Source organism: Pseudomonas sp. PA-6-3C, assembly GCF_021605825.1.
Classification (GTDB): Bacteria; Pseudomonadota; Gammaproteobacteria; order Pseudomonadales; family Pseudomonadaceae; genus Aquipseudomonas; species Aquipseudomonas edaphica.
On the sequence record NZ_WKDV01000064.1, the window covers coordinates 1 to 21,766 of the forward strand.

At 61.3% G+C, this 21,766-nt stretch carries 18 protein-coding genes and 1 pseudogene; 7 read left to right on the plus strand and 12 right to left on the minus strand.

What is annotated here, in order from left to right; translation table 11 throughout:
• From GIW48_RS27890 to GIW48_RS27900, 3 genes and pseudogenes are all read left to right on the plus strand, one after another.
• Positions 1-370 (plus strand): annotated as a pseudogene (locus GIW48_RS27890) (hypothetical protein); the annotation flags it as partial.
• Positions 371-690: 320 nt separating this feature from the next.
• On the plus strand, positions 691-1,554 hold the full coding sequence (locus GIW48_RS27895; RefSeq protein WP_058421059.1) for a LysR family transcriptional regulator: 864 nt from the start codon (positions 691-693) through the stop codon (positions 1,552-1,554).
• Positions 1,555-1,612: 58 nt separating this feature from the next.
• The gene (locus tag GIW48_RS27900) at positions 1,613-2,617 is read left to right on the plus strand and encodes a LacI family DNA-binding transcriptional regulator (protein ID WP_138450709.1); all 1,005 of its coding nucleotides are present in this window, start codon (positions 1,613-1,615) and stop codon (positions 2,615-2,617) included.
• On the opposite strand, the gene GIW48_RS27905 is transcribed toward GIW48_RS27900, so the two are convergent.
• The 6 genes from GIW48_RS27905 to GIW48_RS27930 all read right to left on the minus strand — a co-directional run bounded on the left by GIW48_RS27905 (position 2,614) and on the right by GIW48_RS27930 (position 9,572).
• Positions 2,614-3,339 (minus strand): SDR family oxidoreductase, encoded by a 726-nt coding sequence (locus tag GIW48_RS27905; protein ID WP_099549978.1) that lies wholly within the window; start codon positions 3,337-3,339, stop codon positions 2,614-2,616. The genes GIW48_RS27900 and GIW48_RS27905 overlap by 4 nt on opposite strands.
• A gap of 137 nt (positions 3,340-3,476) precedes the next feature.
• The gene (locus GIW48_RS27910; protein WP_236461817.1) at positions 3,477-5,009 is read right to left on the minus strand and encodes an FGGY-family carbohydrate kinase; all 1,533 of its coding nucleotides are present in this window, start codon (positions 5,007-5,009) and stop codon (positions 3,477-3,479) included.
• 3 nt (positions 5,010-5,012) lie between these two features.
• The gene (locus GIW48_RS27915) at positions 5,013-6,092 is read right to left on the minus strand and encodes an erythritol/L-threitol dehydrogenase (protein ID WP_017139552.1); all 1,080 of its coding nucleotides are present in this window, start codon (positions 6,090-6,092) and stop codon (positions 5,013-5,015) included.
• 26 nt (positions 6,093-6,118) lie between these two features.
• Positions 6,119-7,111 (minus strand): ABC transporter permease, encoded by a 993-nt coding sequence (locus GIW48_RS27920; protein ID WP_017139553.1) that lies wholly within the window; start codon positions 7,109-7,111, stop codon positions 6,119-6,121.
• Positions 7,086-8,585, minus strand: a complete 1,500-nt coding sequence (locus GIW48_RS27925) for a sugar ABC transporter ATP-binding protein (RefSeq protein ID WP_236461821.1) — start codon at positions 8,583-8,585, stop codon at positions 7,086-7,088. The genes GIW48_RS27920 and GIW48_RS27925 overlap by 26 nt, the downstream gene beginning before the upstream one ends.
• Before the next feature lie 63 nt (positions 8,586-8,648).
• Positions 8,649-9,572 carry a substrate-binding domain-containing protein gene (locus GIW48_RS27930; protein WP_099549975.1) on the minus strand — a complete coding sequence of 308 codons (924 nt, stop codon included), beginning with the start codon at positions 9,570-9,572 and terminating at the stop codon, positions 8,649-8,651.
• A gap of 322 nt (positions 9,573-9,894) precedes the next feature.
• On the opposite strand from GIW48_RS27930, the gene GIW48_RS27935 reads away from it, so the two are divergent.
• Positions 9,895-10,566 carry a sterol desaturase family protein gene (locus tag GIW48_RS27935; protein ID WP_236461823.1) on the plus strand — a complete coding sequence of 224 codons (672 nt, stop codon included), beginning with the start codon at positions 9,895-9,897 and terminating at the stop codon, positions 10,564-10,566.
• 2 nt (positions 10,567-10,568) lie between these two features.
• A complete protein-coding gene (locus GIW48_RS27940) occupies positions 10,569-11,669 on the plus strand; it encodes an SMP-30/gluconolactonase/LRE family protein (protein ID WP_169988698.1) in 1,101 nt (366 codons plus the stop codon).
• Positions 11,670-11,719: 50 nt separating this feature from the next.
• On the opposite strand, the gene GIW48_RS27945 is transcribed toward GIW48_RS27940, so the two are convergent.
• From GIW48_RS27945 to GIW48_RS27970, 6 genes are all read right to left on the minus strand, one after another.
• Positions 11,720-13,162, minus strand: a complete 1,443-nt coding sequence (locus GIW48_RS27945) for a hypothetical protein (RefSeq protein WP_236461825.1) — start codon at positions 13,160-13,162, stop codon at positions 11,720-11,722.
• A gap of 123 nt (positions 13,163-13,285) precedes the next feature.
• Positions 13,286-13,663: a hypothetical protein gene (locus GIW48_RS27950; protein WP_017139558.1), complete on the minus strand. Its 378-nt coding sequence runs from the start codon at positions 13,661-13,663 to the stop codon at positions 13,286-13,288.
• A gap of 2 nt (positions 13,664-13,665) precedes the next feature.
• Positions 13,666-14,655 (minus strand): hypothetical protein, encoded by a 990-nt coding sequence (locus GIW48_RS27955; RefSeq protein WP_099549996.1) that lies wholly within the window; start codon positions 14,653-14,655, stop codon positions 13,666-13,668.
• Positions 14,656-14,794: 139 nt separating this feature from the next.
• Positions 14,795-15,859, minus strand: coding sequence for a lipocalin-like domain-containing protein (locus GIW48_RS27960; RefSeq protein ID WP_236461828.1), 1,065 nt, complete (start codon positions 15,857-15,859; stop codon positions 14,795-14,797).
• A complete protein-coding gene (locus GIW48_RS27965; RefSeq protein WP_236461831.1) occupies positions 15,849-18,311 on the minus strand; it encodes an ABC transporter permease in 2,463 nt (820 codons plus the stop codon). Before GIW48_RS27965 ends, GIW48_RS27960 begins: the two co-directional genes overlap by 11 nt.
• 1 nt (position 18,312) lies before the next feature.
• Entirely contained in the window at positions 18,313-18,969 is a 657-nt protein-coding gene (locus GIW48_RS27970) for an ABC transporter ATP-binding protein (protein WP_017139562.1), read from the minus strand.
• Positions 18,970-19,244: 275 nt separating this feature from the next.
• On the opposite strand from GIW48_RS27970, the gene GIW48_RS27975 reads away from it, so the two are divergent.
• Positions 19,245-19,919, plus strand: a complete 675-nt coding sequence (locus GIW48_RS27975) for a histidine phosphatase family protein (protein ID WP_236461834.1) — start codon at positions 19,245-19,247, stop codon at positions 19,917-19,919.
• Positions 19,920-20,106: 187 nt separating this feature from the next.
• Positions 20,107-21,765, plus strand: coding sequence for a lipid IV(A) 4-amino-4-deoxy-L-arabinosyltransferase (gene arnT, locus GIW48_RS27980; RefSeq protein WP_236461837.1), 1,659 nt, complete (start codon positions 20,107-20,109; stop codon positions 21,763-21,765).
• Position 21,766 lies beyond the last annotated feature (1 nt).

The following is a 21,766-nucleotide window of genomic DNA, read 5'->3' on the forward strand; positions in this document are numbered from 1 at the left end:
ATTTCAGATCAAGATCAAAAGCGCAGATCAAAAGACCGCTGACTTCGTCATCGAAAAGGATGTAAGGGCCGGAGCAACAGCAACAGCAACAGCAACAGCAACAGCAACAGCAGAGCCATACTCGGTCAAAGGTGGGAGCTGGCTTGCCTGCGATGGCATCAACTCGGTGTGCCTGATGTACCGAGGTGTCTGCATCGCAGGCAAGCCAGCTCCCACAAAAAAGCAGCTCTTCAGTGTATGCAAATCCGCCTTTCGCCTTTCGTTTTTGATTCAACCACTCAGGTCGGCTACTAGGCCGCCGTGCTCTGCTTTTGATCTTGCTTTTGATCTGAGGCGCCCCGTTAACCACGATGGCCGAACGCAGGCTTGAATCCGTGGGTAACCCGGCAGGACGCCGGGTTAGCCGCGCGGGGCCAAGGATGGCCCATCGCGGCGGCCCACGGATTCAAGCCGGAGTGCGGGCACACCGAGCATTAGCGAGGTGCCGAGTGGTGGGGAGAAGACCTTTTGGTTACTTTTGGCTGGGCCGGCATTCCGGGCGTTTGCCAAAAGTGACCCGCTGTAAGAGCGGAACCATAAGCCGCCGTGAACTAAATAACGGATATACACCCAGCCCCCCAACAAACCCACACACACCCCAGTTCCAAGCACATTCCATTACACTGTCCCCCATTCATCCCCGGGGGCTTCATGGACATCGAACTGGCACGCACCTTCCTCGAAATCACCCGCTGCGGCAGCCTGGCCGCGGCTGCCGAGAAACTGCACGTCACCCAGACCGCCATCACCGCACGGGTCAAAAGCCTGGAAAGCCAGTTGGGCAGCACACTGTTTGTGCGTAACCGCGCAGGCGCCAGGCTCACCGCCGATGGCGAGGCGTTTGTGGTCTACGCCAACCAATTGCTGCAAACCTGGGAAGCCGCCAAGCGCGACCTGCCGCTGCCCGATGGCTACCGCAACGTGCTGCATATCGGTGGTGAAGTCAGCCTGTGCAACCCGTTGATGCTGGGCTGGGCCAAGGCCTTGCGCGAACAGATCCCCGGCCATGCGCTGCGCACCGAAGTGCGTGAAGGTGAATACCTCTTGCGCCAACTGGAACTGGGCGTGCTCGATGCCGCGCTGGTATTCCAGCCGCAATACTGGCCTGGCCTGCAGGTCGAGCAAGTACTGGAAGAAAAACTGATCCTGGTGCAGTTAACAAGCAAACCCGCCCCTTACGTGTATATCGACTGGGGCCAGGGCTTTCGCCAGCAACACGACGCCGCGCTGCCCGACAAAGCCCGCGCCGCGTTGAGTTTCAACCTCGGGCCGCTGGCCCTGCAGTACATCCTGGAAAATGGCGGCGCCGGGTATTTTCGCACGCGGGTGGTGCAAAGCTACCTGGACAGCGGCGTCATGCAGCGCGTCCCGAAAGCGCCGGAATTCAGCTTCCCGACCTATCTGGTCTACTCACGGGCGCGGGATTCGGCGGTATTGCAGCAGGCGCTGGGGCTGCTGCGCGAGGTGGTCAAGGCCGAAAGCGACTGGTCACAACGCTGGGACCCGCTGATTTGAATCACCCTACGCCCGCGCGCATGCTAGCCTGCGGATGTTTCCCAGCGCAGCCTTACCGATGAACAAGAAAAAGTCCGTCACCATCAGCGACATCGCCGAACGGGTGGGCATGACCACCATCACGGTGTCCCGCGCACTGAGCAAGCCCGACCTGGTCAAGCCCGCCACCCTGGCGCGCATTCTCGAAGTGGCGCGCGAGCTGGACTACGTGCCCAATGCCTTCGCACGCGGGCTCAAGCGCAGTGAAAGCCTGATCATCGGCGTGATCACCGCCTCCGTCGACAACCCGTTCTACAGCGAGATGATCAAGGCGATTTCCCGCGAGGCGAAGAAGCACGGCTACACCATCATGCTGGTGGACACCGATGAGCTGGAAGAACTCGAAAGCAAAGCCGTCGATACCCTGCTGGGCTATCGCGTGGCGGGGATTATCTTGTCGCCGGTCTCGGACGAACCCAGCTACCAACCCGACTATCTGGAGCGCCTGGGCAACGGCAAAACTCCGGTGGTGTTGCTCGACCGCACGATCCACGACAGCCCGTTCAGCCGCGTGGTGCTCGACAACTACCACAGCGGTATCCAGGCCGCGCACTACCTGCTGCGCCAGACACCCGACCTTAAACGCCTGCTGGTGCTGACCGGCCCGCAGCACTCACGTATCACCGTGGAGCGCCTCAAAGGGTTGCGCGAAGTGCTGGCTGAACACCCCCATGTTCAGGTCGAAGTGCAGGCCGGTGACTACACGCTGATGCCGTCTTACCTGCACACCCTCGACTACCTGGCCGAGCACTCGGCGCCCGATGCAATCATGGGTTTCAACCAGTTGATCACCCTCGGCGCCCTGCGTGCCTTGCGCATGCACAACATCCCCCACGACAGCCTGACCATTTGCGGCATCGACCGCCTGCCCTTCGCCGATATCTTCGGCGTGCCGATCGCCTGCGTGGCCCACGACGCCTCACTGGCCGGCAGCAGCGCGGTACGCCTGCTGCTTGACCGCTTGCAAGACCCGTACAAGCCACGGGACAAAGTGGTGATCGCCGGCGTGCTGGAAAACGGCTAGCGGCTGGTGTAGCCGCCATCGATCGGCAGGCTCACGCCGCTGATCATGCTGGCGGCATCGCTGAGCAGGAACAGCACCGGCAATGCGACTTCCACGGTTTGTGCGAAACGCCCCAGCGGAATGGCCGCCAGCGCCGGGTCGCGTTTGGCCGGATCCGACCAGGCCTTTGTCGCCATTGGCGTAAGTGTGACCGTGGGGTTGACGCTGTTCACACGAATGCCAAAGCGGCCCCACTCGGCGCACTGCACGCGGGTGATCGCGTCCAGCGCGGCCTTGGAGGCGCAGTAGCCGAGGTGATCGTCCAGCGCCACCAGTGACGCCTGGCTTGAGACATTGACGATGCTGCCGGGGATTTTCGCTTCGATCATTTTTGCCGCCACTCGGCTGGCGACCTGTGCGGCGGCGCGGGCGTTGACCTGCATGACCTGATCGAACGCCTCCGCGCTGATGGCGGCGGCGGGCTCCAGGCGTGAGATACCGGCGCAGTTGACCAGGCCGTTCAGCGGCGGCAAGTCTGACAGGGCTTTGTCCAGGGCGATGCTGTCGGCGATATCCACGCATAAGCTGTTGCAGCCCAGCTGTGACAAGGCTTGCGCGTCGCGGCCAAGGGCGAAGACTTCGGCACCGGCGGCAATCAGCTGTTGAGCGATTTCGCGACCGATGCCGCTGCTGGCGCCAGTGACGAGAATGCGCTGGCGGGTGAAGTTGAAGGTGGTGGTCATGGTCACTTCTCGATAGACAATCAAGATCCCTGTGGGAGCTGGCTTGCCTGCGATAACGGTGGGTCAGTCAGCACATTTTTCACTGATACACCGCTATCGCAGGCAAGCCAGCTCCCACATTTTTGATCTGTGTTGGGTCAGTTGGTTTGCAGGCTATGCATGATCGGCTTGAGGGCCGGATACAGCTTCAGGTACTCGGCAAACGCCCGGTCATACGTCATGACATTCTCGCGCTTGGGCTGCGCCCGCAGTTCCAGCTGCACCCAGCCTTTGTCCATCTCGTCATCACTCACCAAGCCCACCGTATGCGCCGCCAGCAACGCTGCGCCCAAGGCCGCTTCCACCTCCTGCACAATGGTGTAGACCGGGTAACGCGTGACGTCCGCGATAATCTGCATCCACAAATCCGAATGGCTCGCGCCACCCACCACGATCAGGCGTGGGTCCAGCGAATGCGCGCCCTGGGTACCGGCTTCAATGTTGTGGCGCAGGGCAAAACTCACGCCTTCAAGCACCGCGCGGTACAGGTGAATACGGCTGTGATACAGGTTCAGCCCGACAAAGCTGCCGCTGGCGCGGTCGTCCCATACCGGGCTGCGTTCGCCCATCAGGTACGGCAAAAACAACAAACCTTCGCTGCCCGCCGGAACCTGGGTGGCGCTCTGCTCCAGCAACACCAGGCTGTCCTGGCCGGTGGCCTGGGCCTGCTGTTCTTCGGCCTGGCAGAACTGTTCGCGAAACCAGCTGACCGACGCCCCGGCGGTGATCGCACCGCCAAAGATGTACAGGTCTCGATGGCCGTTGTAGACGTGAGGCATGCTCACCAGGCCGTGATGTGCGTCCACGTGCTGGTTCAAATACCCCCAGCACATGCTGGTGCCGATCATCGCCACATGGTTACCCGGCTGCGTAACACCCGCTGCCAATGTCGCCATCGCCGCATCCACACCGCCGGCGAGGAGTGGCGTGCCTGCCTGCAAGCCCAGGCGCGTGGCCCAGCTTTCGAGCAAACCGCCCACCACGTCACCGGAGTACACCAATCGCTCGGGCATCATGGCCTGTGGAATGCCCAATGCATCGAGCATCTCGGCGGACCAGCCGCGCGCCTTCACATCGTAAACCCCACCGATATTGCCGGCGCTGCTATGGTCCACCGCCAATTCGCCGGTAAGGCACCAGTTGATATAGCTGTTGGGCGGCAGCAGGTAGCGCGTGTCGGCCCACACCTGCGGCTGATGCTGCTTGAGCCAGAGCATCTTGGTGAAGCCGTAATAGCTGTCCACCGAGTTACCCGTTACTTCGAACAAGCGTTCCTGGTCCAGGTGCTCACGCACCCACGCCACCTGCTCGCCGGCACGCCGGTCCATCCAGATAAGGCACGGGTGCAGCGGCGTCATCTGCGCGTCAACGGCAATCCCCGAACCGCCATACAGGCTGCTGATGCACAGCGCCTTGACCTGCCCGGCCGCCACACCGGACTTGGCCATGCACTGCGCCACACACGCCTCGACGGCCTCCAGCCACACCTGCGGCCATTGCTCGGCCCAGCGCACTTTCGGGGTATCGACGCGATACCCCTGGCTGTGCTGGGCGATGATCGTACCTTGACCATCCACCAGCAGCGCCTTGGTGCTCTGGGTTCCTATATCGACACCCATTACGTAGTTCATAGATCAAATCACCGGCTTCAACAGCACCTTGATCGATTTGGTTGAGTTGGCCAACGCGAAGGCCTCGGCAAAATCATCCAGCGGGAAGTCATGGGTAACAATGCCCTTGGACGTCACCAGGCCGCGCTCGAACAGGTCGATAGCGATCGGGTAGCAATACGGGCCGAGGTGCGCGCCGCGTACGTCCAGCTCCTTGCGGTCGCCGATGATCGACCAGTCGACGCTGGTTTCGGCGCCGAACACACTGAACTCGACAAAACGCCCGAGCTTGCGGATCAGGTCCAGGCCTTGGGTCACGCCGGCGGGCACGCCCGTGGTTTCGATGTACACGTCGCAGCCATAGTTATCGGTGAGGCCGTTGATAATCTCGCGGGCATTGTCGCGGGACGGGTTGATCACCACGTCGGCGCCAAATTGCTTGGCCAGTTCCAGGCGCTCGTCGACCATGTCGATCACCACCAGTTTCTTCGGGGTTTTCAGCGCAGCCACCTGGACCATGCACAGCCCCAGCGTACCGGCACCGGCGATCACCACCACGTCATCGAGCTGGATTTCGCCACGGTTGACGGTGTGGATCGAACACGCCATCGGCTCCACCAATGCGGAGTCTTCCAGCGACACCGACTCGGGAATCTTGTGCACGATGGCGGTCTTGGGAATGCGCATGAACTGGGCCATGCCGCCTTCGGCGACTTCACGCTGGAAGCCGAAGATATTGTGCACTTCACACATCCAGTACTTGCCCGACTTGCAGAAGCGGCACTTGCCGCACGGCACGATCTGCTCGGCGATCACCTTGTCGCCCACCGCGACTTCAAAGTGTTCCTCGGCGCCCTCACCCACCTCTTCCACGTAACCGAAAAACTCATGGCCCGGCACCACCGGTGCCTTGACCCACGGGTTATCGCCACCCCAGAACATGGCCGCGCCGGAATGGCACTTGCAGTCACTGGCGCAGATGCCGCAGGCGGCAATGCGGATCACCAGCTCATTGGGGCGCGCCTTGGGTTTGCCGATGCGTTCCAGGCGGTAGTCTTTCGGGCCGTGGCAAACGACGGCTTGCATCTCGGTGTGCTTGTCCATGTGTTCGGTCCTTTCTTGTCAGGTGTTTATTTATGGCGCTGACGGCTGATGAAAATCGCCAGCAAAATGATCCCGCCCTTGATCACGCTCTGGACGTAGGGCGAGACCCCGAGCATGTTCAATCCGTTATTGAGTACGCCCAGCAGCATCGCGCCGAGCAAGGTGCCGACAATGACCCCGCGCCCGCCGGCAATCGACGCACCGCCAAGGACCACCGCCGCAATCGCATCCAATTCGAACGACACGCCGGCATTCGGCTGGCCGCTCATCAAGCGTGAGGTGAGCACCAGACCGGCAATCGCTGCGGTCAGGCCGCTGATGCCGTACACCAGCAACTTGAAGCGCGCCGCCCGCACGCCCGACAAACGCACCGCTTCTTCATTGCCGCCGATGGCGTAGATGTAGCGGCCGATGCGCGTGTGTTGCAGCAACACATAGGCGGCAAAGTAGGTGACCAGCATGATCAGGATCGGCACGTCGACGCCGAACAGGCTCTGGCGGCCGAAGAAACCGAACCACTCCGGCAACCCCGAAATCGGGTAGCCGTCGGTGTACATCAGGCCCAGGCCACGGGCGATGCCCATGGTCGCCAGGGTGACGATGATCGGCGGCATGTGCAGGTAGGCGACGAACACGCCATTGCCGATGCCGAAGGCCACGCCGATCAGCAGGCCGGCGCCAATCGCCAGGCCCGGCGGCAGGCCCGCGACCATCAGCCCTGCGGTCAAGGTGCCCGACAGCGCCATCACCGGGCCTACCGACAGGTCGATGCCACCGGTGAGAATCACGCAGGTCATGCCCACCGCGATAATCGCGTTGATCGACACCTGGCGCGCAATGTTCGACAGGTTGCTGGTGGTGAGGAAGTTATCGCTGGCAAAGATCATCACCAGGGTCACCACCACCAACCCGACGAAGGGATAAAACGCCGGCGAGCGCACCAGCCGTGCCAGGTTCAGGCGCAGTCGGCGGGTGTCGCCGGTATTAATGGACCTATTCACTTGAGCCCCCTGTTGCATGGCGCATGACCTCTTGTGGGTTGACGGCGGCCGCTTCCAGCAGCTTGACGATGGCGCCCTTGTGGAACACGGCGACGCGGTCGCACATGCCAATGACTTCGGGCAGTTCGGAAGAAATCATGATGATCGCGTAGCCTTGTTCGGTGAGGCTGCGCATCAGGGCGTAGATCTGCGCCTTGGCGCCGACGTCGATGCCGCGTGTGGGTTCATCGAACACCAGCACGTCGCAGTGGTGGTTGATCCAGCGTGCGATCACAACCTTTTGCTGGTTGCCGCCGCTGAGGTTGAACACCCGGCTTTCGCCGCTGGGCGCCTTGATCGACAGCTGGCGCATCAGCGCGTCGACGCTGGCGCACTCTTTGCTCTTGTCGATCAGGCCCGTGGCGTTCTGATATTTGGGCAGGTTGTTCAGGGAGATGTTTTCGCGAATGCTGAAATCGGTGATCAGCCCTTCGCTCTTGCGGCTTTCCGGGAGCAGCCCGATGCCGTGGGCCAAGGCTTGCGCCGGGTCATCCAGGCTGACTTTCTCGCCGCGCAACCACACGTCTTTGCTCACCGACGGCAGCGCACCCATCATGCCCAGCGCCAGTTCGGTACGACCGGAGCCGACCAGCCCGGCAAAGCCGAGGATCTCGCCCTTGTGCAACTGAAAGCTGTTGCGCGGGCCATTGCGTACCAACTGGATGTCCTTGACCTCCAGCAACAACGGACCACGGTCTTTCGTGGGTTTGGGTGGAAAGCTGTTTTCCAGGCGGCGGCCGACCATCATCTCGACCAGCCGGTCGATATCGCTGTCGGCCACGTCGGTCACGCCCACGTTACCGCCATCGCGCAGCACGCTGATGCGGTCGCACACCTGGAAAATCTCCTCCAGGTGGTGAGAGATAAAGATCACCGCCACACCCTGGCGCTTGAGTTCGCGCATGATCTCGAACAGCAGTTCGGCTTCGCTGGGCGTGAGCGTAGCGGTCGGTTCATCGAGTACCAACAGGCGCGCATCCAGGGCCAGGGCCTTGGCGATTTCGACGAATTGCTGCTCGGCCACGCTCAGGTGCTTGATCGCACATCGCAGGTTGATACTCACGCCCAGGCGCTTGAACAACGCCTGGCTGGCCTCGACCATTTCACGTTTGCGCAGCAGGCCGAAGCGGTTGCTCAACTCATGCCCGAGGAAGATGTTTTCCACCGCCGTGAGATAGGGAATCAGGCTGAATTCCTGGAACACAATGCCGATACCGGCGGCGATCGCATCGCGGTAAGTGGCAAACTTTTGCACCTGGCCATCGATTAAAATCTGCCCTTCGTCCTGATGCTCGACGCCGCCGAGGATCTTCATCAGGGTCGACTTGCCCGCGCCATTTTCACCCAGCAACGCATGGATTTCGCCGCGTTCGACCTGCAGGTTGATGGACTTGAGGGCTTGTACGCCCGGATAGCGCTTACAGATATTTTCCAGCTTCAGAAGACTGCTCATGCCGCCGACCTCGTATTCAGAAGGAGACCTCAAGCCCCACGGTTCACGTGGGGCCGGGGCGATTTACCAGCTGAAGTCCTTGGCCTTGGCCTGGTCGATCAAGGTGATGTCGACGGGAATGGTGGCCGGCACTTGCGAGCCCCACTTCTTGGCCAGGGCGATGCCCAGAGCCAGGCGGATCTGATCGCGCGGGTATTGCGCCGAGGTGGCGATGAACTTGCTGCCGGGCTTCTGGATCGCCTTGATGGCTTCCGGTGCGCCGTCGACGCTGACCAGTTTTACGTCCAGGCCGCTGGCTTCGATGGCCGACAGTGCGCCGAGGGAGCCGTTGTCATTCACGCTGAAGATGCCCTTGAGGCCGGGCTGGGCCTGCAGCATGTTTTCGGTGACGGTCAGCGCCTGGTCACGTTCCTGCTTGCCATTCTGGATGCTCACGATCTTGATGTCCGGGTGCTTGGCCACCGCTTCTTTGCAGCCGCGCACACGCTCAAGGATCGGCACCACGGCGATGCCGTCGAGGATCGCGATATTGCCTTTGTCGCCGATGTTCTTGGCCAGGTATTCACAGGCCTGGAAGCCGGCGTCGAAGTTTTTTGAACCGACAAAGGAGTCCAACGGGCCGTCGGCCTGGGCGTCCACTGCGACCACGACCACACCCGCGGCGTGCGCAGATTTGACCGCCGATTGCACGCCAACCGAGTCGGTGGGGTTGATCAGCAGGATATCGATGCCTTTTTGCAGCATGTCCTCGACGTCGCTGACCTGCTTGGACACGTCATGGCGGGCATCGGTGATGATCAGCTTCGCACCGATGGTTGCGCCGGCTTCTTCCAGGGCGTTTTTCATGGTGACGAAATAGGGGTTGTTGATTTCCTGGAAGGAAGCGCCGATGCGGATCGGTTTGGCGGCGTCGGCAAACGCTGCGCTGGTTGCGCCGAGGGTGATGCTGACAGCCAGTAAACACAGGGTTTTCGGGAGCATTTTCATGGCGTGGTTCTCTGTTTTGTTTTTATTTTTAGAGCAAATGTTATCGATAACATTTTGCGAGAAGCTAGCAAGTAAATCAGGCCTGTGCAAGCCCCCGTCGGTCGCCCGCGGTTCAAGTGTGGGAGCTGGCTTGCCTGCGATAGCATCTACTCGCTCTACCTGACACACCGAGGTGTCTGCATCGCAGGCAAGCCAGCTCCCACAAAAGCCTGTTTCCACACAAGCCAGCTCCCACACTTGAACCGCGTACTGCGCAAAAACTCGCACTATTGCGCGTAACAACTAAGCTCAGGCTCCAACAAAAAAACCAGAGCGTGCCGCCATGGCCCATCCCACCGAGACCTTCCGCGCCGGCTACCGCGCCGCCGTGAGCGCCCGATACAACCCCTGGCTGCACGCCAGTTTCGTGCTGGGCTACGGCCTTGCCTGCATCGCCCTGGCCTGGTCCTCCACCGCGCACATCACTGCGCTCCAGTGGCTGACCGTGCCGCTGACGCTGGTGTTCTTCAACCTGTGCATCTACCTCGTACACCGCCACCTGGGTCATCACAAACACAGCCTGGCCCGGCTGTTCTATGCGCGCCACACGGGTGACCACCACAGTTTCTTTACTCCCGGCCACATGACCTATGACAGCCCGCGAGACTGGCGTGTGATTCTATTCCCGGCCTGGCTGATCGTGCTGCACAGCCTGGCGATCACCCTGCCCGCCTGGTGGCTGCTCAAACAATTGAGCCCCAACGTCGCCGGGTTGTTTGCCGGGTGCATGATCCTTGGGTATTTACTTTACGAAGTGTTTCACGCCTGCGAACACCTGCCCGCCGAGCACCCGGTGGCGCGCTTGCCATGGATTCACCAGATGCACCAGTTACATGCCCTGCATCATCGCCGTGAGCTGATGCAGGGGCGCAACTTCAATATCGTCCTCCCCCTGATGGATTACCTGTTCGGCACCCTGCACTGGGAGCCGAACGCCCACGACAACCAGGAATAGTCATGAGTACCCGCCCCAAAAAACTGCGCCATTTGCTGTTCGTACTGCTGCTTGCAGTCATCGCTTTTCTGCTGCTGATGCCCACCAAAGTGCAACCGGTGAACTGGTCGCCGCCCAAGGCGCCCTCGCTCAAAGACGGCGCCTACGCCGAGAACCAGCGGCTCAAGGGCATTGAAAAAATCGGCGCACAGGACATCGCCGGCCCCGAAGCCTTGCTGCTCGACCCCCAGGGCTTTCTGATCAGCGGCCTGCAAGACGGGCGCATCATCCGCACCTCGCCGGACAGCCACACCCTGGAAGTACTCGCCAACACCGGCGGCCGCCCGCTCGGCCTGGCGTTGCACCCAGATGGGCGCTTGATCATTGCCGATGGGGTCAAGGGGTTGCTTGCCCTGGATGCCAACCGCCAACTCAAGCCATTGAGCAGCAGCGCTGACGGCGTACCCTTTGGCCTCACCGACGATGTGACCGTCGATGCCAGCGGGCGCTATGCCTACTTCAGCGACGCATCAAGCCGCTGGGGCTATGGCCAGGACGGCACAGCAGTGATTGAGCATGGTGGCGACGGCCGGTTGCTGCGCTATGACTTCAGCAACGGCACCACAGAGGTGTTGCTGGACCGGCTGCAATTTGCCAATGGCGTGACCCTGGGGCCGGATGAAAACTACGTACTGGTGAATGAAACCGGCGCCTACCGTATCAGCCGCTACTGGCTCAAGGGCGAGCGCAGCGGCACCCATGACCTGTTTATCGACAACCTGCCGGGCCTGCCGGACAACCTCAGTTTCAATGGCCGCGATCGCTTCTGGGTTGCCCTGTATTCGCCGCGCAACCCGTTGCTGGACGGTTTCGCCGGCTACCCGCTGTTGCGCAAGGTGATGGTGCGCGCACTGATGGTGGTGCCCAAGCCCATCGAGCGCAAAGCCTTTGTGCTGGGGCTGGACATCGATGGCAAGGTCATCGCCAACTTGCAGGATGGCACTGAGGGCAATTTCTCGCCGGTCACTACCGCACGCGAATACGGCGACTGGTTGTACCTGGGCTCGCTCACAAGTACCAGCATGGCGCGCCTGCCGTTGAAGCTGGCGCTGGCCGGCGAATAACAAAAAGGGGCAGCCTGTTCAGGCTGCCCCTTCTGATTTACATCACGGTATCAATGGATGATGTCCTGGGTGCAGATGTGCCCAAAGGTCACATACTGCACGTTATCACCGCCGACACCCACGCCCGGGAACTCGTCCAGCTCGATACGCCAGCCGCCGAAGTTGAAGGTGGTGTCCCAGGTGTACTGCACGCCGGTGCTGCTGTCCGGGTACTGCACACGGTTATCGCCAAAGCAGGTACCGAGCGCAGCACTGGCCTGGGATGTGCCGGCACTGTTGGTGGTGGCCTTGAAGTCGGTCCAATGAAACTCGGTGCCCTCAAAGCGCTTGTCGACACGCAGCACAGGTGTGACGCCCAGCAGCGGCGCGCCCGTGGAGTCGGACCAGTTGGTGGTCCAGTTCAATGTGCGCCCCGCCTGCGTCGCCATCCAGAATATCGATGCCGGCACCCGCACGATGTTGTCACCGGTTACCTGCGAGGTATTCAGCCGTGGCGCAGAACCGAGGCTCAACTTGTAATATTTGCTTGGATCCTGCGTCACGGCCGGGTTGGCCCGCACACGCACCTTGACCGTCGTACCCGGCGTGACGCTCGGGTAGGTGGACGTAGAGCCGGCCGGTACGACGATCCAGTTGACGCCATCAAAGCGCTCGAAGATCCATTGGTTACGGCTGCCACTGTCATCGCCTGCCAGGTACATGCTCACGGCCTGGCCACGCACGGCCTTGAAGTCGAAGTAATCGACGTCGTTGGCGTTGTCGAGGTTGCCGCTCACCTTGTTCATGGTGTCCGGCAGCGCAAAAGCATCTTGCGGCGCGTCATTGGGCTCGAAGGCATCGATGTTGGTGTCTGCCGCCACGCCGAAACTGAACTGCGCGTTGGTGGCGGTCTTGGCCACCATGTACCAGTAGTAGTCACCAGCCGGCAGCACGCCGTCGATGTATTCATCGGCATTGCCGGCGTTATCAGCGGTGGCCAGCAGTTGCAGGTTGCCTTGGCCGTCGTCGCGGAACAGGCTCAGCGACATGTCGGCGCCGGCACTCTGGTTGATCAACTGCACCAGCACCCGCGCGCTTTTTGGCAGGTTGAAGTGGTAAGGGAAATCCTGGCCCGTTTGCACTTCGCTGATGGTGTAGAGGGTGTTGATATCCAGGGTCGGAAACAGCGGAACAAAGTCGGCGACCGCTGCACTTTTCAGCTCGCTCTGGCTCGGCTTTTTCAACGTGCCGATAACGGTGTTGAACGGTGCGGACCTGGCCGCTTTAGTGACCGCCTTGGTCTTGCCGTCTCGCGCATCCAGGAGCTTTTGCCGCAGCGCCTCCGAAATCGGCACCGCAGTGAGCGTGCCGCCAGGTTTGAGCGCGTCAATCTCGCTTTGGCTGACTGTGCCGGGGGTGAGTTTGGGAAGGGTCAGGTCGGCCAGGGCAGAGGCCGAGATAAAGCAGGAGGCCATCATGGCCGCGCCCAGCATAAGGGCTTTGGTTGGTTTCATTTTTTATCCATCCATAGTTAAAAAATTGATGCTCAGGTGATCGGTGACATCCGGTCACCTGGGATGGAATGTAGAACAATACTGTATGCATGAACAGTATTTTTTAGAAAAAATTAATCTCCTTCAAATAGGTAAGTCACCCCACCTGCGCCAAACGGACCAGACCACGGTTGTGATCAGCCAGGTAAACCCCAGGTAATAGGGCCATAACACCCAGCGTTTGAGCGCTAAAGGCACAGACGCCAGTTCGGCCTCGGTCACAACACCGGCTTTCACGTGGCGCTTTGAATCGGACAGAAACTCAAAAATCAGCAACATGCGGTACTGCCTGTCAATCCACTCCTTTCGTCTCCAAAAACGTTTGTTGCCACGAACCCGCTCGTTGTGACTGAAGTAACTTTCCACCTCATCGAGTTTTGTATATTCGGCAAAAAGCATCAGCCCCAGAACGACGAACATCCAAACAAACCACACAATTGAGTAGACCAGAAAAAAATCCATGGTTACGCGCCCTCTGGCTCGAAGATCAAATCACCATTGACCTCCAGGATTTTCCCACCCAGAAGCGCTCCATAATCACCACCTTCATTGCCTACGCCATACCCTCCAGCGGCGCCTCCAATAACGCCACAGGCAAGCGCACCATTCCCCTTCATAGAAATACCCAACACGATGTTGCATGCACGACGAGCGATGGCTGCACCATATTTTCCGCCCACAGCGGCACCTGCCACCGCCCCCACCAACCTTCCCGTTTCCACATACCTCGCCCTTCTACATTGCGCCTCCCTTCCCATCCCGCACGCCTCCTTGATCTCTAATCCTGCTGCTCCCACATCCAATGCCAACCCCACATAAGTGCCCTTCCCCAACCACTTCGACACCTGCGCCACGTCCCCGACCCGCTGCGCATACCCCGCAATCTCACCCTTATGCAGAAAGCTTTTGGTCGATATCCCTAGCACCTTCTTCAACGATTGATTGCCCCGCAACCCCGTGCCAAACCGCGCCGCGCCTTGCAGTTGCGCGTCCAACTGCCGAAACAGCCCTTGGCGCTGACGAGCAAACTCTCCCCGCTCCAACCCACCGCCCTTCAACCGCTGATGCAAGCGCTCAATCGCTTCCAGGGTCTGCGCCACCTCATCCAGATGCCGTGCCCACGCCGACGTGGCGCTGCCGATACCAATCGAGCCGTTCGCCAGCAAGCTCTGCAGCAAATCGTAGTTATTGATTACCGCCGAACCGGCCGATGGCTCCAGCCCCCAGCGAATCTGCTCGCCATAACGCATCAACCAAGCTTCTTCACTGCGACAGCTGAAGCTGAAGTCGTCAGGGATAATTACCAGTTGCCCCGGTGTTACCAGGCCAGTACGTAAGTGCCGGTTCAACACGTCAAAGTGATCAGAACGCTGACGATTTGGCGCCCCGCCCATCGCCCTGGATTTCAAACTGCCGTAGTCCGTTGTGCGGTCATTGATGAACCCCTGCGCCATGCCTTCCATCCCGGATGCAATGAAGATGGCGTCGGAATATAGGCAAGCACAGGCGGCCCGCACACAAGGGCGGGCGCGGGAAATCACATTTGGGAAGTTGCCTACTCGGCAGAGAAAAATCGCCTACAAAAACCCGCGATTAATACCCGGTCATCTCCAGATACCCCACACCACCGTCAAACTGCACCGGCCCTTCCCAGTACGGGATACTCAGGTTCATCCATGCCTTCGGGTTGACGGCCTGGGGCGTGATATCCAGTTGCTTGCCGGGAATTTTCAGTGACCAGCGCGTAGGAACAGCGCGCCCGTCAACCTCGGTGGTAGCCAGCGGTATGAGTTGAATATCGGCGTTATGCAGGGTCTGGGTGTGCCCTTGCTGGTCGATCCAGGTGCCGGTCAGGTAACCCGCGCCGTCCTTTTGCCGCACGCGAAACAGCATCAACTGCTCGCCACCGTCCAGGTGCAGGGAGAACCAGTCCCAGCCGGTCTGGCTCGCGGCCAGGGGCTGGCTGCTCCATTCGCGGTCGAGCCAGGCCGGGCCGCTGACCTGGTAGGTGGTGCCGTCGAGAGTGACATTGCCTGCTGCGGTAAAAAACGGCTGGCTGTAGTAGTAGGACGCCTGGCCTTGATCGGATTTGCGGCTGTAGCCGTTATCACCTTGCAGCACCAGCGGGCGGCTGGAAGTCAGGTGCAAGTCGTAGGCAAACTGTGGGCCTGTGGCCTTGAGTTGCATATCGGCCAAGGCGCTGGCGGCATCGGGCCGGGTGGCAAAACTCCAATCGTCGATCCAGGCAGTAAACGGCGCTGCCTGGGCGCCGGCCTGGCCAACACCGCCACGGGCGTAGCGCTCGGCGGCGTAATGCCGGGTGGCGGAGGTGACGGCGGCGTGGCCCAGCCAGATCGTCGAGTCACGCCAGCCCGCGTGTACCGGCCCGGCCTTGAGCGCGTTGCGAAACAACGTCCATTGCACGCCGAACACATGGCCTTGGGCATCCTTGAGGTTGGCGGTGACGTACCACCATTCGATGCGAAAGCCGGGGTGCGGGCCGTGGTCTTCGGGAAAGCTGAAGACCTTGCCAGGCACCACCTGGGCGAAATCCGCCGCTTCACTGCCAAGGCCGGCGAAGCTTTCCTGCGGCGCGGGGGCTTTGTCGCAGGCGGTCAATAGCAACACGGCGGCCCAGCACCAGGGGTTAATCTTCATGGGCAAAGGTCCTCAGCAAATCCGCCGGGCGGCTGCGGTACAACTGCCACAGTGGCCAGGCCGAGGCCAGCAGCGTGGCAAGCATCGCCAACCCCAGCAATTGCGCCAGCTGCCACGGGAACACTTGCAGCGGCAAGCGCCAGCCGAATGCCTGCACATTGATCACCGCGTCCAGGCACCACGCCAGCAGCAGGCCCAAGGGTAAGGCCAGTACCAGCGTCAACACCGCCAGCAGCCAGGTTTGGCCGAGGTTGAGCAGCATCAGTTGCCGGCGCGTCACGCCCAGCGCCCACAGCGGTGCGAGTTGGCCAAGGCGGCTTTGGCTCTGGGTCAGCAGGCTGATAAACAGCGCCACACCGGCGACACCCAGGGTCAGGCTGTTGAGTGCCGCGGTGGCGGCGAAGGTGCGTTCGAACACCTGGCTCGACCAGCCTTTGAGCTGCTGCTGATCGACGATGCGGCTGTCCTCCAGGGCAAAGGCGCGCCGCACCTCCTGCACCAGCGCCGGCACATTGCCGGGCAGTACGCGCAGGTTGAAGCGCGCCGGTGCCAGGCCCGGCCAGTGCGCCAGCAGGTGTTGCGAATTGACCAGCAGATGGCCCTTGGGGTTGCCGTAGTCGGCGTAAACCCCCACCACTTTTGGCGACCACACGCCTTGCGGCGTGGGGAGCTTGATGGCGTCGCCCAGGCCCACCTTCAAGCGGCGCGCCAATTGCTCGCTGAGCATCACGCTATCGCCCTCCAACAGTTGATCCCACGGTGCGCTGACGGCTTGCAGCAGCGGCCAGTGCTGGCGATAGGTCGGATCGTCGACCACCCCGAACACATCCGCCGGCCAGCCCTGCAATTGCACCGCCACCTGCCAGGTGGGCAGCACCGCCTGCACCAGCGGTTGCCGCGCCAACCAGGTGGAAAGCTGCTCAGCCTGGGCCGGGTTTTGCGGGTTGAGGTACAGCTCGGCGGTAAGGCGTTGTTCCAGCCAGTTATTGAACGTCTGGCGAAACCCCGAAGTCATGGAGCCCGCACCAATGTTCGCCGCCAGGGCCAACAGCAACGCCATCAGCGCCAGGCTCAAGGCCGGCAACTGCTGGCGGCAGTCGGCAAGAAACCACTGGCCCAACACCGAACGGCTACGTCCAAGCACCGCCGTCAACAGGCCATTGAGCACCACCGGCAGGCCGAGCGCCGCGCCCAGCAGCAAGGCTGCCATCAGCACAAACCCGGCGGCGAGGCTGTTACCCCACCACAGCGCCAGCACTGCAATCGCCAACGCAGTAGCCGCCACCCAACCCTGACGTCGCAGCCAGCGCCGGTGTGCCTCATGCCAGGCCTGGGCATTGGCCAGCGCCAGCAAGGGCAAACGCGACGCGCGCCACAGGCTGCTGGCGCCCGCCAGCAGCGCGCCGAGCAGGCTCAAGCCCAAGCCGGCCAGCCACCACCACGGGCTGAGGTTTAATTGGCCCGCCACCTCGGCGCCATACAGCCCGCGCAGGCTGGCGGCCACATCCGGGAGCAACAGGCTGGCCAGCAGGTAACCACTGATCACACCCAACACGCCACCCAGCAACGACAACACGCCCAGCTCAACCGCCAGGCTGACGATCAGCAGGCGCGCGCTGACCCCGCAGGCACGCAAGGTACGCAGCAAGCCACGGCGTTGCTCCAGGGCCAGGCCGATGGCGGCGTGGACAATAAACAGGCCGACTACAAAGGATAAAAAACCCAAGGCATCGAGGTTCAGGTGAAAGCTCTCGGTGAGGCGCGAGAGGTTGTTGTCCTCGCCTTGCTTGAGTTGCAGCGCGGCGGGAGGCGTCGGGTGGGTGGCGGCAAAGGCCTTGTCCACCAGCAGGCGCGACAGACGCCCCGGCATGTCCAATAACGGTTGGGCGAAGCCGATATCGGTCAGCAACAGGCCGGGAGCCATGTCAGGCTGAACCTGCAATGGTGGCAACCGTTGGCCGTTCGCCGTCAACGGTCGCGCACCGGCCTGCAACCCCAACGCCTGCAAGGTTTGCGCGGCGATCCAGGTTTGCCCAGGCGGGTTGAAAAACCCGAGCATCTGCGCCTGGCTCAAGCGCTGCCCCGCCACAGCACCGCCACCGGGCAAGGACAACGGCTCGATGCCCATCAATTGCAGGCGCAGATCTTCATGCCCCTTGAGCTGCAGCCGCCCCTGCACCACCGGCGACACCGGCCAGCCGGCGCGGCGCAGTTCGGCAAACAGCGCTTGCGGGAAGCTCGCGCTGTCCGGCGCAGTCAGGCTGGCTTGGGGCTCACCGCCGATCAATTGGCTGGCACGTGCATAGCTGTCGCGCGCCTGGCTGTTAAGGGCTTGCACGCCGGTCAACAACGCGGTGGCCAGCCACAAGCCGGTGAGCACGCTGAAAAACTGCACCGGGTGCCGTCGCCAATGGCTCAACAGTGCGCGCAGTGCCCAATAAAATACCCTCATCTCAAGCGACCACACGCCCGCGCCGCAACACCACCTGGCGGTCCAGGCGCGCGGCGATGCGCGGGCTGTGGGTCACCATCAGCAGGCTGGTGGGGCTGTCTCGCAGCAGGTCCAGCAGCAATTGCAGCACGTCATCGCTGGTGGCCTCGTCGAGATTGCCGGTAGGTTCATCCGCCAGCAACAAGCCGGGGCGCGAGGCCAACGCACGCCCCACCGCAACCCGCTGTTGTTGGCCGCCGGAGAGCTGTTCGGGATAGCGCTTGAGCAAGTCGCCCAGGCCCAGGCGCTCGACCAGTTGCGCCTGCCATTGCGGGTCGAAGCGCCCGGCCAGACGTGCCTGGAACGCCAGGTTGTCGTCGACACGCAAACTGCCGATCAAGTTGAACTGCTGGAACACCAGGCCGATTTCGGTACGCCGCCAATGCGCCAGTTGCGCCTCGCTCAGTTGGTCCAGGCGCTGCTCGCCCACCTGAACAGTGCCACTGTCCACACGGTCGAGCCCGGCGACCAGATGCAGCAACGTACTTTTTCCGCTGCCCGACTCGCCCATCAGCGCCAGGCTGCTACGCTCTCCCAGGTACAGGTCGACACCCGCCAGCACCGGCAGTGGACCTTGCGGGGTGGCGTAGCTTTTAACAACACCTTGCACCTGCAACATAAACACGCTCGTTTAAAGGACTGCAAACGAGCATAACGGCTGGTTGACGGCCCCACGCAAATTTTTCACATGGATTTCACCGCTTGCCCACCCTCGCCCCTCTAAATTGCCCGCCATGCGTCGCTAGACGGCAACTTGTTAGTTACCGCCCACGGCAACTTTTAACCGTCGGATGTTCAGCCAAAAGACAGCAGCGCTATGACACGCTCCGCTTCAACTACGGGCATCCGTCAGTGCGTTGCGCCTATTTGAATAAAACACTGAAGACAGTGCCCATGGTGAATGATGTGGTTGACCTTACCCTGACCAAACCGCGCTCACGCCGGGGCTATCTCAAGCGCCTGCGAAAGTGGTGGGCGGGCCTTGCCGGTATCGGCTTGCTGCTCGCCGGTTTCCTGGTGTGGCCGTTCTCGCCGCGCGACCTGAGCGTCGGCGATCGCCTGCTGACCTCGCAAGTGCTGCCGGCCTGGCGTAATGGCGACCTGATCGTGCTGGTGCGTCACGAAGAGCGCTGCGACCGCTCGCCCAATGCCTGCTTCGGCGCACCTGAAGGCCTGACGACCGTCGGCACCCAACGCGCTGAAGAAGTGGGCAAGGCCTTCAAACTACTGGGCCTGGAAAACAGCGACATCGTTGCCAGCCCGGCCTTGCGCACGGTACAGACCTCGCACTTCATGTTCGGCAAAGCCGAGCTGACCGCTGGGGAAAAGACCATCTGTGGCGAGGACATCGATGAAGAACTGCTCAGCCGCAAACGACCTGGTCGTAACCTCGTCTTTGTCACCCACAGCGGCTGTATTGCCGACTTCGAAAGCGCCCTGGGCTACCCCCATGCGACGTTCTCCGAGTACGGCAGTGCCCTGTTCGTGCGTGTACTGGTCAACGGCAAATTCGAGACGCTTGGCATCATGAAAGGCCCCGCCTGGGCCGCCGTACTTAAAAAGCTATAGACACTTTTTTACCTATAACTTTCTTCATGTTCAGCAAAACGACAGCCCTGTTCTGGCATGTTCAACTGCGCCCGCTACTATTGGACGTCATGAATACTTTCATCGACTTAGTGAACTTAGTGATTCTTCCTACAAACTTTTACACATCTGCTTACTTCGCCATTAAACGTCAAGGAGCGACGTTTTCATGACTCGACTGCTTAAACCCTTACCTCTATTGCTATTGGCCTTCGCGGTATTCTATCTACTGCCCATGGGCCTGCACGGTTTGTGGATCCCGGATGAAACCCGCTACGCCCAGATCAGCCAGGAAATGCTCCAGAGCGGCAATTGGGTCGCACCGCACTTCATGGGTGTGCGCTATTTCGAAAAACCCGCCGCCGGCTATTGGCTGATCGCCCTCGGGCAGGCGGTGTTCGGCGAAAACCTGTTCGGTGTGCGTGTGGCTTCGGCCTTGACCACCGGCCTGAGCGTGGTGCTGGCCTACCTTATCGCCCGCCGCCTGTGGAACGACCCACGCAAAAGCTTCGCCTGCGCCCTGCTCTACATGAGCTTCGGGCTGGTGGCTGGGCAAGCAGGTTATTCCAACCTCGATCCGCAATTCACCTTCTGGGTCAACCTCAGCCTGGTAGCGCTGTGGTTTGCCCTCGACAGCCGCACCTCGCGTAGCCGTCTGGGTGCCTGGGCAGTGCTGGGCGTGGCCTGCGGCATGGGCTTTATGACCAAGGGCTTTCTGGCCTGGCTGTTGCCCGTGCTGATCGCCGTGCCCTATATCCTCTGGCAGCGCCGCCTGGGCGAATTGTTGCGCTACGGCCCGCTGGCCATTGTGGTCGCCGCGATCATGTGTGTGCCGTGGGCCTTGGCCATTCACTTGCAGGAGCCTGACTACTGGCGTTTCTTCTTCTGGCACGAGCATATCCGTCGCTTCTCTGCCGACAATGCCCAGCATGCGCGGGCCTGGTGGTTCTTCCTGCCGATCATGGTGGTCGCCTGCCTGCCCTGGGCGGCGTTGCTGCCAGCCACACTGATCAAAACCTGGAAAGACAAAGCCCAGCCGGCCATCGTGTTCCTGGCCCTGTGGTTGCTGTTGCCCCTGGCCTTCTTCAGCATGAGCCGCGGCAAATTGCCGACCTACATCATGCCGTGCCTGCTGCCACTGGCCTTGTTGATGGGCCACGCGCTGATCGACTTGATCCAGCAAGGCAAGGCCCGCGCGATCCTGATCAACGGGCTGGTAAACGCCGTGATTGGCCTGGCGGCGATGGTGGCATTGATCTACCTGCAAATCAGCAACCCGATGTACGGCAACAGCCACGCGGAGATGTTCAGCCTGTCCCTGGCGTTTATCGTATTGCTGGCCTGGATCCTCGCCAACCTGCTGCAAGCGCTGCGCCCGCTGACCCTGTGGGCAATGCCGGCACTGGGCATCGGTTTGCTGGTGGCGTTGCTGCCGGCGGGCATGCCGGAAATGATCACCGATACCGAAATGCCCGACCAGTTCGTGCTTGAGCATCTGGACGAATTGCAACAAACCCATGCTTTGATCAGCAACGAGTTGGGCTCGGCGTCGGCCTTGTCCTGGCGCCTGGGTCGCACGGAAGTGGCGTTTTACGACACCGAAGGCGAGCTGCGTTATGGCCTCAAGTACGCCGACTCGGTGCACCGCAAGGTCGACCTGGACAGCGTGCAGACCTGGCTTGCGCAGGCGCGCCAGCAAGGTTCGGTCGGTGTGCTGATGCGCGTGCACAGCACCAGCGAACACCGCGAAGAAGGGCAACTGCCACCGGGTGGCAAGCGCTATCGCAAAGGCGCCCTGCTCTTGATTATTTATCCGCAGCTTCCTTAAC

Bases quoted from the DNA above. Each gene is read 5' to 3' on its own strand.
- GIW48_RS27935 (WP_236461823.1), top strand. From the start codon at position 9,895: ATGGCCCATCCCACCGAGACCTTCCGCGCCGGCTACCGCGCCGCCGTG.
- GIW48_RS27910 (WP_236461817.1), bottom strand. From the start codon at position 5,009: ATGAACTACGTAATGGGTGTCGATATAGGAACCCAGAGCACCAAGGCG.
- GIW48_RS27905 (WP_099549978.1), bottom strand. From the start codon at position 3,339: ATGACCACCACCTTCAACTTCACCCGCCAGCGCATTCTCGTCACTGGC.
- GIW48_RS27920 (WP_017139553.1), bottom strand. From the start codon at position 7,111: ATGCAACAGGGGGCTCAAGTGAATAGGTCCATTAATACCGGCGACACC.
- GIW48_RS27900 (WP_138450709.1), top strand. From the start codon at position 1,613: ATGAACAAGAAAAAGTCCGTCACCATCAGCGACATCGCCGAACGGGTG.
- GIW48_RS27945 (WP_236461825.1), bottom strand. From the start codon at position 13,162: ATGAAACCAACCAAAGCCCTTATGCTGGGCGCGGCCATGATGGCCTCC.
- GIW48_RS27975 (WP_236461834.1), top strand. From the start codon at position 19,245: ATGGTGAATGATGTGGTTGACCTTACCCTGACCAAACCGCGCTCACGC.
- GIW48_RS27895 (WP_058421059.1), top strand. From the start codon at position 691: ATGGACATCGAACTGGCACGCACCTTCCTCGAAATCACCCGCTGCGGC.
- GIW48_RS27960 (WP_236461828.1), bottom strand. From the start codon at position 15,859: ATGAAGATTAACCCCTGGTGCTGGGCCGCCGTGTTGCTATTGACCGCC.
- GIW48_RS27915 (WP_017139552.1), bottom strand. From the start codon at position 6,092: ATGGACAAGCACACCGAGATGCAAGCCGTCGTTTGCCACGGCCCGAAA.
- GIW48_RS27925 (WP_236461821.1), bottom strand. From the start codon at position 8,585: ATGAGCAGTCTTCTGAAGCTGGAAAATATCTGTAAGCGCTATCCGGGC.
- GIW48_RS27950 (WP_017139558.1), bottom strand. From the start codon at position 13,663: ATGGATTTTTTTCTGGTCTACTCAATTGTGTGGTTTGTTTGGATGTTC.
- GIW48_RS27965 (WP_236461831.1), bottom strand. From the start codon at position 18,311: ATGAGGGTATTTTATTGGGCACTGCGCGCACTGTTGAGCCATTGGCGA.
- GIW48_RS27970 (WP_017139562.1), bottom strand. From the start codon at position 18,969: ATGTTGCAGGTGCAAGGTGTTGTTAAAAGCTACGCCACCCCGCAAGGT.
- GIW48_RS27955 (WP_099549996.1), bottom strand. From the start codon at position 14,655: ATGGCGCAGGGGTTCATCAATGACCGCACAACGGACTACGGCAGTTTG.
- GIW48_RS27940 (WP_169988698.1), top strand. From the start codon at position 10,569: ATGAGTACCCGCCCCAAAAAACTGCGCCATTTGCTGTTCGTACTGCTG.
- arnT (WP_236461837.1), top strand. From the start codon at position 20,107: ATGACTCGACTGCTTAAACCCTTACCTCTATTGCTATTGGCCTTCGCG.
- GIW48_RS27930 (WP_099549975.1), bottom strand. From the start codon at position 9,572: ATGAAAATGCTCCCGAAAACCCTGTGTTTACTGGCTGTCAGCATCACC.